The following is a 14329-nucleotide window of genomic DNA, read 5'->3' on the forward strand; positions in this document are numbered from 1 at the left end:
TCGTTGGCGCAGGGAATAGTGATCGAGCACTCTCGTCATTGCGAGCGTAGCTTCGCTCCGCTCGCAATGACGATGGCGGTGTCAAATATCCGCGTAGACGTGCCGCTCCGCCTTGGCGCCGGGGTGCGTCACCGCGCCCTTGTAGGCGGGGCCGACGTTCTGCGCATATCGCCACAAGGCGCCCGCGCCGTAGTCGTTCTGGCGCGGCTGCCAGTTGGCGCGGCGCCCGGCGAGCACGCCCTCGTCGACGAGCAGGTCGATCGTCCCCGCCTCGGCATCGATGCGGATCGCGTCACCGTCCTCGACCAGCGCGATCGGGCCGCCTTCCGCCGCCTCCGGGCCGACATGGCCAATGCAGAAGCCGCGCGTGCCGCCCGAGAACCGCCCGTCGGTGATTAGCGCGACCTTCTCGCCCATGCCGAGGCCATAAAGCGCGGCGGTGGTGGAGAGCATCTCGCGCATCCCCGGCCCGCCCTTCGGCCCTTCGTAGCGGATGATGATCACCTCGCCCTCGTTGATCTGCCGCGCCTCGACCGCGGCAAAGGCGTCCTCCTCGCAATCGAAGCAGCGCGCCGGCCCCTCGAATTGCAGGCGGTGCATGCCAGCCACCTTGACGATCGCACCGTCGGGGGCAAGCGAGCCGCGCAGACCGACGACGCCGCCGGTCGGAGTGATCGGCGTCGCGACGTCGTAGATCACCTTCTGGTCGGGGTTCCACGTCACCTCGTCGATGTTCTCGCCGAGCGTCTTGCCGGTAACGGTGAGGCAGTCGCCGTCGAGCAACCCGCCGGCGAGCATCGTCTTCATTAGCATGTAGACGCCGCCGGCCTCGTACATATCCTTTGCGACATACTTGCCGCCCGGCTTCAGGTCGGCGATGTAAGGTGTTGATTTGAAAGCCTCCGCGACGTCGAACAGGTCGAAGTCGATCCCGGACTCGCTCGCCATCGCGGGCAGGTGGAGTGCGGCATTGGTGGAGCCGCCGGTCGCCGCAACGACGCGCGCGGCGTTGATGAATGCGCTGCGTGTGCAGATGTCGCGCGGGCGCAGGTTGCGGGCAACCAGCTCCATTACCTGCGCGCCCGCCGCGACCGCAATCTGCTCGCGGGTGGTATAGGGCGCGGGGACCATGTTGCTGTTGGGGAGCGACAGGCCGATCGCCTCGCCGACGCACGCCATCGTGTTGGCGGTGAACTGCCCACCGCACGCGCCGTGGCCGGGGCACGCGACCTTCTCCAGCTCGTGCACCTCGGACAGCGGGCACGCGCCCGCCGCATATTTGCCGACCACCTCGAACACGTCGACGACGGTCACGTCGCGATCGTGGAAGCGGCCGGGCAGGATCGAGCCACCATAGACGAAGATCGACGGTACGTTGAGCCGCAGCATCGCCATCATCATGCCGGGCAGCGACTTGTCGCACCCCGCGAAGCCAACCAGCGCGTCGTAACAATGGCCGCGCACCGACAGCTCGACCGAATCGGCGATCACCTCACGACTGACCAGCGAGGATTTCATCCCCTGATGCCCCATCGCGATCCCGTCGGTGACGGTGATCGTGTTGAAGCGCCGCGGCATCCCGCCACCCTGCTCTACCCCACGCCGCGCGGCATCGGCCTGCGCGTTCAGGGTCGTATTGCACGGCGCGCTGTCGTTGCCCGCGGAGGCGAGCGCGACGAACGGGCGGGCGATCTCCTCTTCGGAGAGCCCCATCGCATAATAATAGCTGCGGTGCGGCGCGCGTTCGGGGCCGACCGACACGTGGCGGCTCGGCAGGCGGGACTTGTCGAAGGTTTGGGTCATGATGCGCACGCCTATGTCGCCGAAGGCGGGCGTTGCGCAAGTATTATGCGTCAGGCGAGTTCGTTGAGCGCCTTGTCGACCCCGTCGATCGTGAACGGCTTGGCGAGCCGCGGGCGTTCGCGGTGCGTCGGCGCGATCTCCTCGCCGCCGCCGCCGGTTGCGAAGACGAACGGGATGTTGCGCTCGGCCAATGCGTCGGCGATTGCGAAGCTCTTCTCACCGCCACGCAGGTTGACGTCGAGAATCGCGGCGTCGAAACCGCCCGCCTCGACCATCGGCAACGCCGAGGCGACGCTGTCGGCGGTCCCGGCATGGGTCTTGTCGAGCGCATCGAGGAAGTCCTCGAGCATCATTGCGATCAACGGTTCGTCTTCGACCAAAAGCACACGCATCGTCATGGCGAAAAGCCATAGCGCGCTCCCGCGCACACGCAACTGCTGTCAGGCGTCGGCGCGCGGCGCCTCTTCCTGCGCGATCAGCACGTCGCGCGTCGCCTCCGCCAGCTGCTGCACCGAAAAGGGCTTGGGAAGAAACGCGACATTGTCGAGATCGATCGAGCGGCGGAGCTGCTCCTCGGCATAGCCCGACATGAACAGGATCGGGATACCGGCATGAATCTTCCGCAACTGCCGCGCCAGCGTCGGCCCGTCCATCAACGGCATCATCACGTCGGAAATAACCAGCGCGGGGCGGTCGACGCCCTGCATCAGCTCCATCGCCGCCTCGCCATTCTCGGCGGCCAGCACGGTATAGCCCTGTCGCGCGAGCGCGCGCTCGGCGACCGCGCGGACCATGTCCTCGTCCTCGACCAGCAGGATCGTCCCGCTGCCCCACAGGTCGCCCGAGCGATGCCGCGCCGCCTGCTTGGCCTGCGCCGCGACGGTCACCGCGTCGGGCACGCCCGCGGTATGGACCGGCAGGTAGATGGTGAAGGTGGCACCACGCCCGGGGCGCGAATCGGCGAAGATGAAGCCGCCAGATTGCTTGACGATGCCGTAGACGGTCGACAGGCCAAGACCGGTGCCCTTGCCGACCTCCTTGGTGGTGAAGAACGGCTCGAAGATCTTGGGCAGCACTTCGGGCGGGATGCCAGTGCCGGTGTCGGAGATTTCCAGTGCGGTATAATCGCCGGTCGGGATGATGTCGCCGCGGCGGCGGATCTCGGCAATCGGGACCGAGCGGGTCTGGATCGTCAGCTTGCCGCTGTTGCCGGTGCTGAGCATCGCGTCGCGCGCGTTGACCGCCAGATTGACCACCACCTGCTCGAGCTGTCCTGGATCGGCACGCACCGGCCCCAAATCGCGGCCGTGCTTGACCTCCATCGTCACCGTCTCGCCCATCAGGCGGCGCAGCAGGTTCGAGACTTCGGAAACGACGTCGGGCAATTGCAGCACCTGCGGGCGCAACGTTTGCTGGCGCGAGAACGCGAGCAATTGCCGCGTAAGGCTGGCGGCGCGGTTGGAATTGTTGCGGATTTGCAGGATGTCGTCGTAATCGCTGTCGCCCGGCGAGTGGCGCATCAGCATCAGATCGCAATGACCGATGATCGCGGTCAAAATGTTGTTGAAATCGTGCGCCACGCCGCCGGCAAGCTGCCCGACCGCCTGCATCTTGGTCGCCTGCGCCACCTCGCGCTTCAGCCGATTTTCCTCGCCATTATCCTTCAGGCTCAGCAGCACCGCGGCGTCGCCCAACCCGCGGGCGGCGGCGATCGACAGCGCGATCGGCTCGTCGGGATGATCCTTCAGCCGGACCGCGAGATCGGTCGAGCGCGCCGCGGTGCTGGCGAAGCGGCGGACCGCGTCGGCGACCGCGCTCTTGTCCTCGCGCACGACCAGATCGCCGGGATAGATCGGCGGCGCGGCGGCGTCGACGTTCGCGGCGCGCGCAAAGGCGCTGTTCATCTGCAGGAACCGCCCCTCGCGATCGACCAGCGCGACGCCGAACGGCATCAGCATCAGCAGCGCCTCGATCCCGTCGCCCGACCCGCCGCCGATCGGCGGCTCGCTGTCGACGAGCGCGACGAGGATCGGCGCCTCGGGATCGTCGGCGAGCGGGATCTGCACCAGACGAAGCGGATTGGCCGCGGCCCCTTCCGAGCCGAAGCGGACCATCCCTGCCTTGTCCTCGACGAGGAAGCGCGCAAGATCCTCGCCGATCACCGGCTGATCCGCCGACGGCGCAGCGCGCAGCTTGAGCACGGCATTGGCCGAGATCACATACCCCTCGGCGGTGATCAGCGCGGCCATGACCCCCGCGGCGCCCAGTTGCGCGCCGAGCAGTCCGTCGAGCGCCTCCATCAACCGCGCGGGCAACCCCGGCGAGACGGTGCGACCGGCGAAGCGCCAGACCAGCACGTCCTGTTGCTGCCCGGCGCGGGTGATCGTCGCCTCGATCGCGCCGACATTGCCCTTCAACGTGACGCGGGCCTGCCCGTCGCGCCATGCCGTGCGACCGGCCACTTCCAGCTCACCCGCGCCGTCGCCCGCCAGCGGCAGCGACGGCGGGGTCGGGAAGCCTGCGAACAATTGCTCGTAATTGTCGTTCGCGCAGACCAGGCGCCCGCCACGATCGGTGATCGCGATGCCGTCCGGGCTCGATTCCGCCATCACGCGGAGCAATTCCCAGTCGTAGCTGATCGACACCGGCTCGCCGCCCGCGCGTCGCATCCGCACGATCGCGGCCCCCGCCCCGCCGAGCACCAGCGCCGCCGCGAGGAAGCCGCCCGCGACGGTCGCATCGCCCACCAGCCACAGGATCAGCGCCGCCGCCGCCAGCCCGGCGATCCCCGCGATCGCCAGCGCGGCGACCCCGCTGTCGAGCCACCGGCGCTTTCCCTCGATCGTGGCGAGCCGCATCACCGTCCTTCAGCCGATCACCAGATGCGCACGCGCGCATCGGGGGCAAGATACAGTTTCTGGCCCGGCTGCGGGTTATAGGCCGAATACCACGGGTCCATGTTGCGCACGATATTGCCACGCTGTTCCGACGGCGCGTGCGGGTCGGTCAGCAGGCGCTGGCGCAGATTGGCCTCGCGGTAATTGCGCCGCCACACCTGCGCCCAGCCGAGGTAGAAGCGCTGGTCACCGGTGAAGCCATCGATCACCGGCGCGGGCTTGCCTCCCAGCGTCGCGACATAGGCGTCGTGCGCCGCGGCGAGCCCGGCGAGATCGGCCGAGTTCTCGCCCAGCGTCAGCTCGCCCTTCACATGCATCCCCGGCAGCGGCTCGTACGCGTCGTACTGCTTCGCCAGCCGCTCGCTCAGCGCCTTGAACTTCTGGACGTCGCCATCGGTCCACCATTGCGTCAGCCGGCCCTTGCTGTCGTACTTCGCACCCTGATCATCGAAATGATGGCTGATCTCGTGCCCGATCACCGCGCCGATCCCGCCGTAATTGACCGCCGGGTCGGCCTTGGGATCGAAGAACGGCGGCTGGAGGATCGCCGCCGGGAAGGTGATCGCGACCAGTCCGAAATTGGCCTGCGCGTTCACCGTCATCGGCGCCATGCCCCATTCCCAGCGATAGATCGGCTTGCCGAGCTTGGTGACGTTATAGTCGTGCCGCCACTGGTTCGCGCGCAGCATGTTGCCGAACGCGTCGTTGGCGCGGACGTCGAGGTTCGAATAATCGCGCCACTGGTCGGGATAGCCGATCCGCGGGGTGAAGGCAGCGAGCTTGGCGAGCGCCTTCTGCTTCGTCTCGGGCGCCATCCAGTCGAGCTTCTCGACCCGGCGGCCAAGCGCGGCGAGCACGTTCTTGACCATCTCGTCCGCCGCCGCCTTGGTCTCGGGCGGGAAATAGCGCGCGACATAGACCTTGCCGACCTCATCGGTCAGCGCCTCCGAGGTGAAGGCGACGCCGCGCTTCCAGCGTTCGCGCTGCTGCGGGGTGCCGCTCAGGACGGTGCCGTTAAACGCAAAGCTCTCGGCATCGATTGCTTTCGGCAACACGTCCGCGAAACCGTCGAGACTGCGCACCAGCAACTGGTCGCGCAGCACCGCGATCGGCGTGGCGGCGATCAGCTTCGCGGTGCCGGCGATCGCGGTCGGCTGTGCGACGATCAGCGTCGGCGCGCTCGCCTTCTCCGCCTTGAGGAAGGTCGCGAAGTCGAAGCCCGGGGCGCTCTGGCGCAATTGCTCCAGCGTCATCTTGTTATAGGTCTTGTCGGCGTCGCGGCTGTCGATCCGGGTCCAGTGGACGCGTGCCAACTCGGTCTCGAACGCCACCAGCGCCGCGGCGCGCGCCTCGCCGTTCGCCTCGCCCGCCAGCGTCAGCAGCTTGGCGAGGTGTGCCTGATAGGCGGCCTTGGTCTGCATCAGCTTGGCATCGGTCGACAGGTAATAATCGCGATCGGGCATCCCCAGCCCGTTCTGCATCAGGTTGACCGCATAGGTGTCCGGGTCCTTGTCGTCCTGCCCGACGTACAGGCCGAACGGGATGTCGACGCCGTTGCGATCGGCCTCGGCGAGCAGCGCAGGGTAGCCGGCCTTGTCGACCTTGCGGATCTTGGCCAGCCAAGGCTGGATCGGCTTCAGCCCCGCATTCTCGATCGCGTTCGTGTCGAGGAAGGCGGCATAAGCGGCGCCGATCTTCGAGCGCGGGTCGCCCTTCGCGCCTTCGAGGATCGTCCGTGTGCGCTCGCGCGACAGGTCCTGCAGCACGTTGAACGCGCCATAGTTCGACTCGTCGGCGGGGATCGCGGTATTCTTCGCCCAGGTGCCATTGGCGAAGCCGTAGAAATCGTCGCCCGGCTGAACGGTGCGGTCCATCCCGGCGGCGTCGAAGCCGAACGTGCCGTAGGTGGGGCGATCGGCCGCGGCGGCGGGTGCGCTCTGCGCCGGCGGTTGTTGCTGCGCGGACTGCGCGATCAGCGCGGCGGGGACCAAAGCGAACAGGGACGTGACGGTGACAGCAAGGAAACGCATTTACCAGGCATCCTTCGGGAAAGCCGCGAATGCCGGGGTTTGTAACGAGCCGTGACCGCGTGTGCTAGTTACCGTGGTGACGGTGCCGCCACTTGCGCGCGATCCACAGCCGCCACATCAGCGCCGCGAGGCCATAGCCGAGCACCGCGCCGACTACCGAGCAGACCACCATGCCCACCGCGGTCGCCGGCCCGACGTCCTGCAGGAACCAGTCGACCCAGCCGGGCGCCGCCTCCACCGCATCGCCCAGCGGCTGTCCTGGGACGGCGCGATCGAGGTGGAGCAGCCAGCCGCCGACCTTGTAATACATCACGAATAGGAACGGCGTGGTCAGCGGATTGGTGAAGAAGGTGGTGAGCGCGGCGGCGGGCACGTTGGCGCGAACCGGCAGCGCCAGCACCGCCGACGCCGGAATCTGCCCCATTGGGATCAGGATGCCGGTGAACATTCCCAGCGCCACGCCGCGCGGGACCGAGCGGCGGGTGAAGCGCCACAATTCGGGCGCGAGCACGCGGTGCGCCACCGGGCGCAGTATGCGGCTGTTCGCCATCGACTCGCGCGTCGGCAGATTGCGGCGGCTCCACGCCGCGAGACGTTCCCACAGGGTCACCGGCCGGGTCGCCACGATCAGCCGTGATCGCGCATGATGCGGCCGGCCTCGCGCTTCCAGTCGCGCTCCTTGAGATGTTCGCGCTTGTCGTGCGCTTTCCGCCCCTTGGCGAGTGCCAGTTCCACTTTCGCGCGCCCCTGCCCGTTGAAATAGATCATCAACGGCACCAACGTCATGCCGTCCCGCGCGACCGCGCCGTGCAGCTTGTTTATCTCGCGCTCATGAAGCAGCAGTTTACGCGGCCGCTTGGGCTCGTGGTTGAAGCGGTTGCCGTGGCTGAATTCGGGGATGTTCGAATTGACCAGCCATACCTCCTCGCCCTTCACCTCGGCATAGCTTTCCGCAATCGAGCCCTCGCCGAAGCGCAGCGATTTCACCTCGGTGCCGGTCAGGACGATCCCCGCCTCATAGGTGGTGTCGACCGCATAATCGAAACGGGCGCGGCGGTTCTCGGCGACGATCTTCTTCTTGTCGAAGGTGGCGGGTTTGGGACGCGACATGGGGGCGATGTAGGCGCGAGAGGCGTGAGGGGCAAACGGCTAGCGCCGAGATTTTCCGAGCGGCGTTGTCAGTCGGATCATCGCACGGGCGCTTGGTACGCCGCCTACCCTTCCTCCTTCGACCTCCGCGGCGAGCATTAACCGCTTCCCACCCAGTCATCCCGGACTTGATCCGGGATCCCGCTTTTTACTCCAGTCGCGAAGAAGCGGGGTCCCGGATCAAGTCCGGGGCGACGAAGAAACGGGGTCTCTCGATCAAGGTCGATTATCGCACTTGAAAGAACGTGATGGTTCACCGGCCGCAGCTTCGAAGAGAGTTCGTCATTGCGAGCGCAGCGAAGCAATCCAGGGCGTCCTGACCCGACTTTGGATTGCTTCGCTACGCTCGCAATGACGGCGGCGGAGTCACGTCAGAGCCTAGCGCGGTCCAGCCCGGCATCGACCGCGGCCCGGCTGGCCTCGGACGGCCAGGTCATCGGCAGACGCAAGCCGTCGGGGAAGCCGGGGCGGACCTTCGTCATCGCATACTTGACCGGCCCGGGCGAGGCATCCGTAAACAGCGAGGTATGAAGCGCGAACAGCCGGTCGTGGAGGTCGCGCGCGGTCGCATAGTCGCCCTCGGCAGAGGCGCGCTGAAAATCGGCGCACAGCCGCGGCGCGACGTTGGCGGTGACAGAAATGCACCCCACCCCGCCGTTCGCGTTGAAGGCGAGCCCGAGGTCGTCATTCCCCGACAGCTGATAGAAATCCCCGCCCAGCCCGGTACGATGCTGCGTCACGCGGGTCAGCACGCCCGAAGCGTCCTTGACCGCGACGAACACCTTCGGGAACGCCGACACGATGCGGATCAACGTTTCCGGCTGGATGTCGGTGACGGTGCGCGCAGGCACGTTGTAGAGGACGATCGGCAACGGCGCGTCGGCGGCGAGGGCCTCGAAATGACGGTAGATCCCTTCCTGCGAGGGGCGGTTGTAATAGGGCGGTACCATCAGCGCGGCATCCGCCCCCGCCTCGCGAGCGGCATGCAGGTTCGCGGCGGCGACGCGCGTGTCGTTCGATCCGGCCCCGGCAATCACCGGCACACGCCCTTTCGCCTGATCGACGCAGACGCGGACGATCGCGAACTGCTCCTCCTTGGTCAGCGTCGCCGCCTCGCCGGTGGTGCCGCACGGGACCAGAGCGGACGAGCCTTCGGCGATCTGCCACTCGATCAGATCGCGATAGGCCGACTCGACGAAATCGCCCTGCGCATCGAACGGGGTGACCAATGCGGGGATGGAACCTGAGAACATGAGACGAATTTGCTCCTGACGCGCGTTTGGGGGACGCGGTTCAGCGCAGATACGGCTAGGGCTGCTATGCTGTCCACCACGGGCGTCGGTCAAAAACAGTGAAGGCGGGTGCGTTGATCCTTTTCGTTGCAGCAGCAGGAACCCTGGCGGTGGTCGCCGGGCAATATGGCGCGGTGCCCGCGACCCAGCCGGCACAGACCCCGGTCGCGGCCGCCCCGCTGCCCGGGATGGCGCAGCCGGTCGCGCAGTGGAAGGCGCTGCAGCAGACCGATGCGCTGCCGTTCGACAGCTATTTCTCGTTCATCAGCGCGCATCCGGGCTGGCCGGGCGAGGCCGGGTTCCGGCGGACGCTGGAGCGCAAGGCAGCGACCGACCCGAACACGCCGGTGACGAGCGTCGCGGCCTTTTGTCGCCGCTGGAAGCCGTTGACCGCGGCGGGCTGGATCGCCTGCGCGCGTGCCTATCAGGCGACCGGCGCGACGGTGGACGCGCAAGTCGCGGCGCGCACCGGCTGGCGGCTCGGCAATCTGTCGCCGCAGGACGAATCGACCGTGCTGACCCAGTTCGCCAGCGCGCTGTCCCCCGCCGACCATGATGCGCGCACCGACGCCTTGCTGTGGCAGGGCGCGACGAGCAGCGCGCAGCGGATGCTCGCTTATACCAGCGAAGTGGCGCGCCCGCTGTTCACCGCGCGGCTGGCGTTCCGCAGCAATGCCGAGAACGCCTCGGCGCTCGCCGCCAGCTATGACGCGATCGGCGCGCGCGACGCCGGCTATATCGCCGACAAGGCGATGTGGCTGCGCAACTCCGGCGTGAGCCCCAGTGCGCGCGGCTGGCTGGCGCGCACCCGCACCGGCATGACGCGGCCGGGCAATGTGGAGAAGTTCTACGAGGCGTTGCTGGTCAACGCGCGCGCGGCGGCGGCGGACGGCCAGTGGCAGACCGCCTATGACATCGCGCGCCAGATCGACGACGCCTATCCCGCCGGCACCGACGTCTCGACCAAGCCTTATGGCGAGCGCGACGATTATACCTCGCTGGCATGGCTGGCGGGTCAGGCGGCGCTCAAGCTCGGGCGGCCCGCCGATGCGCGCGCGATGTTCGAACGCTACGGGCTGGGCAGCCAGTCGCCGCAGACGCGCGCCAAGGGGCTGTACTGGGCGGCGCGCACCGCCGAGCAGGCGCACCAGCCCGACGCGAACGCGCTATTCGAGCGCACCGCCGGCTATCGCGACCAATATTACGGGCAGTTGGCGATCGAGCATCTCCGCCGCCCGCTGACCGCGCCCCCCGCCCCGCCGATGCCGGTGATCGCCGCGACCGCCCGCTCCGCCTTCTATGCGCGCGAAGTGGTGCGCGCGGCGCAGTTCCTCGGGCAGGCCGGGCAATATCAGGACCAGACCGCGTTCGTGAAGCAGATCGCCGCCGACGCGACCAGCGACACCGACCATTATCTGGCCGACGAACTGTCGCGATCGCTCGGCCGCCCCGATCTCGGCGTGCTGCTGGGACGCAGCGCAATGCAGAACGGGCTGACCGAATATAGCGCCAACGGCTTCCCGACCGTCGCAGTGCCGAGCGGTTACGAGGCGGAATGGCCGATGATCCACGCTGTCGCGCGACAGGAAAGCCAGTTCGACCGCATGGCGCGCAGCCCGGTCGGCGCGAGCGGGCTGATGCAGTTGATGCCCGGCACCGCGCGCGAGCAGGCGGGCAAGCTCGGGCTCGGCTACGATCCGCTGCGGCTGACCAGCGACACCAATTACAACATCCAACTCGGATCGAGCTATTTCCAGCGGATCTTCGCGCTGTACGGCAGCTATCCGCTCGCGATCGCCGCCTATAATGCCGGGCCGGGCAATGTGAACAAATGGCTGCGCGCCAATGGCGACCCGCGGACCGGGGCGGTCGACGCGGTCGATTGGGTCGAGGCGATCCCGTACAGCGAGACGCGCAATTACGTACAGCGCGTGCTGGAGAATGCGGTCGTCTACGACCTGATGAACCCGGCGCGCGCCAAGAGCCGCGGGCCGAACAACCTCAGCTGGTATCTGGGCCGGGCACGCGGCGGATGAACGACCGGCCCAACTACCTTACCCCCGCCGGCTATGCGACGTTGTGCGCGGAATATGAGCAATTGTTCGCGAAGGATCGCCCGGCGCTGGTCGAGACGATCAGCTGGGCGGCGGGGAACGGCGACCGGTCCGAGAACGGCGATTACATCTACGGCCGCAAGAAGCTGCGCGAGATCGACCGGCGGCTCGGCTGGCTGTCGAAGCGGATGAAGGCCGCCAAGGTCGTCGATCCCGCGCAGCAGCAGGACCGCTCGCGCGTGTGGTTCGGCGCGACGGTGACGATCGCCGACGAGGACGACAACCAACGCGTGCTGACGCTGGTCGGCGACGACGAGGCGGAGGCGGGCGCAGGGCGCGTCGGGTGGAATGCGCCGATCGCGCGGGCCCTGCGCGGGGCGGCGATCGGCGACGTGCGGCGGGTGCTGCTGCCGGCGGGCGAGCGCGAGTATGAGATCGTCGCGATCACATATCCCGAGCCACAGGGGTCGTAATCGTTAGATCACGGCCTCCATATCGTCATTCCCGCGCAGGCGGGAATCCAGAACCTCGGACCTCCCGATTCCATCGACAGACCCGCGCGTCTGGATTCCCGCCTTCGCGGGAATGACGAAGTTCTGATCGATCACGACGACATTGACCCCGCCCCTCCCACAGTCGATGCAGCAGCACATGGCTGCCGACGACAATCCCAACCGAAACATCGCGCTGCTGATCGACGCTGACAATGCGTCGTGGCAGGCGCTCGACCCCGTGCTGACCGCGCTTGCCGAGTTCGGCCGCGTCAACGTGCGCCGCGTCTACGGCAATTGGTCGAAGGAAGGACTGAAGGGCTGGCGCGACATGAGCGTCAAGCACGGCATCGAACCGCAGCAGCAGTTCGACCTGACGCGCGGCAAGAACGCCACCGACATGAAGATGACGATCGACGCGATGGACCTGCTCCACCGCGGGCGCGTCGATGCGTTCGGGATCATGTCGTCGGACAGCGACTTCATGCCGCTCGCCACGCGCATCCGGCAGGACGGGCTCGACGTCTATGGCTTCGGCAACAGCAACACGCCCGCGGGCTTCCGCAACGCCTGCACGCGCTTCATCGACGTCAACGCCTTGATGGAGACGACCAAGCCCAAGCGCGCCCGCCGCGTCGAAGTGCCGATCGGCGAGTCGGTACCGCCACCGATCGGGGTGGCCGCCAGCGCGCCGACGCCCGCGCCGGCCCCGGCAGCGACACGGCCGGAGGACGATCCCGAATTGCTGCAGCTGCTCCACGACGCCTACGACTCGCTCAAGCCCGATGCCAAGGGGTTCGTGCGGCTCTCGGCGCTGGGGCAGCGCGCGGCGAACCGGTCGAGCTTCGACGTGCGCAATTACGGCTACAAGCGGCTGTCCGATCTGGTCGATGCGATCGGGTCGATCGATGTTGATCGCCGCGAAAATCACGTTCTGGTACGTTGGAAGGATTGATGATGCGGCTTTCTTTTGCGCTGGCGCTGGCCGCGACGATCGCCACCCCGGCGCTGGCGGAGGACGCCGCGCCACGGCGGCTGTCCGACGACGTGCGCGTGCTCGCCTCGCCCGAGTTCGGCGGGCGCGCGCCGGGGACGCCGGGCGAGAAGAAGACGCTCGACTGGCTGGTGGCGCGCTTCATGGCACTGGGGCTCCAGCCCGGCGGTCCGGACGGACAATGGCTGCAGAAGGTGCCGCTGATCCATACCCGCGTCGCTCCCGACGCCCGGATCACGATCGGGACGACGGCGCTGACGCAGGGCAAGCAGATCGCGGTCACCACGGTGCGCGATGCCGCGGCGATCGCGATCAAGGACTCGCCGATGGTGTTCGTCGGCTATGGCGTGTCCGCGCCCGAGGCCGGCTGGGACGACTTCAAGGGCATGGACCTGCGCGGCAAGACATTGGTCTTCCTCGTCAACGATCCCGATTTCGAGGCGCAGCCCGGCGACGATGCCAAGGGCAAGTTCGGCGATCGCCGGATGACCTACTACGGCCGCTGGACCTACAAGTTCGAGGAAGCAGCGCGGCGCGGGGCGGCGGCGGCGCTGATCGTCCACGATACCGGCGGCGCGGGCTATCCGTGGTCGACGGTCAATGCCTCGAACGGCGAGAATTACGACATCGTCCGCGCGGCAAGCGACCGCCGGGTGCCGTTGCAGGGCTGGATCGACCATGACGTGGCCGACCGGCTGTTCGCTGACGCCGGGCTCGATCTCGCCAGGCTGCGCGTCGCGGCGCGATCGAAGGCGTTCCGCCCCGTGGCGATGACGCCGCGCTTCTCAGCGGCGGCGAAGGTCGCGGTCGAACGGATCGAGAGCGCCAACGTGCTGGCCAAGATTCCCGGCACCAAGCGCCCCGACGAAACCGTAATGTTCGCCGCCCACTGGGACGCTTATGGCGAGGGCCCGGCGGATGCGTCGGGCAAGACGCTGCGTGCCGGCGCGAACGACGATGCGCTGGGCACGGCCGGCGTCGTCGAACTGGCAAGGCTGTTCAAGGCCGCCCCAACCCCGGAACGAACGCTCGTGTTCGCGCTGTGGACCGGCGAGGAGCGCGGGCTGCTGGGCTCCGAACATTATGCGGCGCACCCCGTCTATCCGCTCGCCAAAATCGCAGCGAACCTGACGCTCGACATCCTCCAGACCGCCGGCCCCGCGAAGGACGTTGTGCTCGTCGGACAGGGACAGTCGTCGCTCGACGGGCTGCTGGCGGAGGCAGCGCGGGCGCAGGGACGCGTGGTAACCCCGGAGACGTTCAGCGAGCGCGGGCTGTTCTATCGCGCCGATCATTTCTCGGTGGTGCGGCGCGGGGTGCCGTCGCTGCTGCTGATGGCGCTGGGCGGCGCGGCGGACCTGCGCGACGGTGGCCGTGCGGGCGGGCAGAAGTGGCTCGACGATTACATGGCCTGTTACCACAAGACCTGTGACGTATGGGACGCGGGCTGGGACCTGCAGGGCGCTGCGGCGGATGTCGACCTGTTCCACGCGATGGGCGAGCGGCTGTCTAAGGCGGGCGTATGGCCGACGTGGAGCGCGGGGAGCGAGTTTCTGGCGCTGCGGGACAAGAGCGCGGGGGAGCGGAAGTAGTCCCGGATTGCCGTTCAATATTTTGGT

General features: G+C 67.7%; 11 protein-coding genes. 4 read left to right on the forward strand and 7 right to left on the reverse strand.

What is annotated here, in order from left to right:
- Nucleotides 1-81 precede the first annotated feature (81 nt).
- The 7 genes from ilvD to dapA form a co-directional block, all read right to left on the reverse strand.
- Complete coding sequence (gene ilvD, locus SPHPH_RS0106535; protein WP_028965971.1) at nucleotides 82-1803, reverse strand: dihydroxy-acid dehydratase; 1722 nt, start codon at nucleotides 1801-1803, stop codon at nucleotides 82-84.
- 50 nt (nucleotides 1804-1853) lie between these two features.
- Nucleotides 1854-2201: a response regulator gene (locus SPHPH_RS0106540; protein WP_028965972.1), complete on the reverse strand. Its 348-nt coding sequence runs from the start codon at nucleotides 2199-2201 to the stop codon at nucleotides 1854-1856.
- A 42-nt stretch (nucleotides 2202-2243) separates the two neighbouring features.
- Nucleotides 2244-4661, reverse strand: coding sequence for an ATP-binding protein (locus SPHPH_RS0106545; RefSeq protein WP_037488207.1), 2418 nt, complete (start codon nucleotides 4659-4661; stop codon nucleotides 2244-2246).
- 17 nt (nucleotides 4662-4678) lie between these two features.
- A complete protein-coding gene (locus SPHPH_RS0106550) occupies nucleotides 4679-6730 on the reverse strand; it encodes a M13 family metallopeptidase (RefSeq protein ID WP_037488208.1) in 2052 nt (683 codons plus the stop codon).
- A gap of 64 nt (nucleotides 6731-6794) precedes the next feature.
- Nucleotides 6795-7334, reverse strand: coding sequence for a DUF2062 domain-containing protein (locus SPHPH_RS0106555; protein WP_028965975.1), 540 nt, complete (start codon nucleotides 7332-7334; stop codon nucleotides 6795-6797).
- 23 nt (nucleotides 7335-7357) lie between these two features.
- Complete coding sequence (gene smpB, locus SPHPH_RS0106560; protein ID WP_028965976.1) at nucleotides 7358-7840, reverse strand: SsrA-binding protein SmpB; 483 nt, start codon at nucleotides 7838-7840, stop codon at nucleotides 7358-7360.
- Between the two features lie 410 nt (nucleotides 7841-8250).
- Entirely contained in the window at nucleotides 8251-9132 is an 882-nt protein-coding gene (gene dapA / locus SPHPH_RS0106565; RefSeq protein ID WP_028965977.1) for a 4-hydroxy-tetrahydrodipicolinate synthase, read from the reverse strand.
- Nucleotides 9133-9245: 113 nt separating this feature from the next.
- On the opposite strand from dapA, the gene SPHPH_RS0106570 reads away from it, so the two are divergent.
- The 4 genes from SPHPH_RS0106570 (at nucleotide 9246) to SPHPH_RS0106590 (ending at nucleotide 14302) form a co-directional block, all read left to right on the forward strand.
- Complete coding sequence (locus SPHPH_RS0106570; RefSeq protein WP_028965978.1) at nucleotides 9246-11207, forward strand: lytic transglycosylase domain-containing protein; 1962 nt, start codon at nucleotides 9246-9248, stop codon at nucleotides 11205-11207.
- A complete protein-coding gene (locus SPHPH_RS0106575; RefSeq protein WP_028965979.1) occupies nucleotides 11204-11698 on the forward strand; it encodes a GreA/GreB family elongation factor in 495 nt (164 codons plus the stop codon). The genes SPHPH_RS0106570 and SPHPH_RS0106575 overlap by 4 nt, the downstream gene beginning before the upstream one ends.
- Before the next feature lie 178 nt (nucleotides 11699-11876).
- Nucleotides 11877-12671 carry an NYN domain-containing protein gene (locus SPHPH_RS0106585; protein ID WP_028965980.1) on the forward strand — a complete coding sequence of 265 codons (795 nt, stop codon included), beginning with the start codon at nucleotides 11877-11879 and terminating at the stop codon, nucleotides 12669-12671.
- Nucleotides 12671-14302, forward strand: coding sequence for a M28 family peptidase (locus tag SPHPH_RS0106590; RefSeq protein WP_028965981.1), 1632 nt, complete (start codon nucleotides 12671-12673; stop codon nucleotides 14300-14302). Before SPHPH_RS0106585 ends, SPHPH_RS0106590 begins: the two co-directional genes overlap by 1 nt.
- Nucleotides 14303-14329 lie beyond the last annotated feature (27 nt).

The sequence above is a fragment of the Sphingomonas phyllosphaerae FA2 genome, assembly GCF_000427645.1.
Lineage (GTDB): Bacteria > Pseudomonadota > Alphaproteobacteria > Sphingomonadales > Sphingomonadaceae > Sphingomonas > Sphingomonas phyllosphaerae.

What these genes read in the sequence shown, in the direction of transcription:
- ilvD (WP_028965971.1), bottom strand. Translation starts at nt 1,803, where the DNA reads ATGACCCAAACCTTCGACAAGTCCCGCCTGCCGAGCCGCCACGTGTCG.
- SPHPH_RS0106540 (WP_028965972.1), bottom strand. Translation starts at nt 2,201, where the DNA reads ATGACGATGCGTGTGCTTTTGGTCGAAGACGAACCGTTGATCGCAATG.
- SPHPH_RS0106545 (WP_037488207.1), bottom strand. Translation starts at nt 4,661, where the DNA reads ATGCGGCTCGCCACGATCGAGGGAAAGCGCCGGTGGCTCGACAGCGGG.
- SPHPH_RS0106550 (WP_037488208.1), bottom strand. Translation starts at nt 6,730, where the DNA reads ATGCGTTTCCTTGCTGTCACCGTCACGTCCCTGTTCGCTTTGGTCCCC.
- smpB (WP_028965976.1), bottom strand. Translation starts at nt 7,840, where the DNA reads ATGTCGCGTCCCAAACCCGCCACCTTCGACAAGAAGAAGATCGTCGCC.
- dapA (WP_028965977.1), bottom strand. Translation starts at nt 9,132, where the DNA reads ATGTTCTCAGGTTCCATCCCCGCATTGGTCACCCCGTTCGATGCGCAG.
- SPHPH_RS0106575 (WP_028965979.1), top strand. Translation starts at nt 11,204, where the DNA reads ATGAACGACCGGCCCAACTACCTTACCCCCGCCGGCTATGCGACGTTG.
- SPHPH_RS0106585 (WP_028965980.1), top strand. Translation starts at nt 11,877, where the DNA reads ATGGCTGCCGACGACAATCCCAACCGAAACATCGCGCTGCTGATCGAC.
- SPHPH_RS0106590 (WP_028965981.1), top strand. Translation starts at nt 12,671, where the DNA reads ATGATGCGGCTTTCTTTTGCGCTGGCGCTGGCCGCGACGATCGCCACC.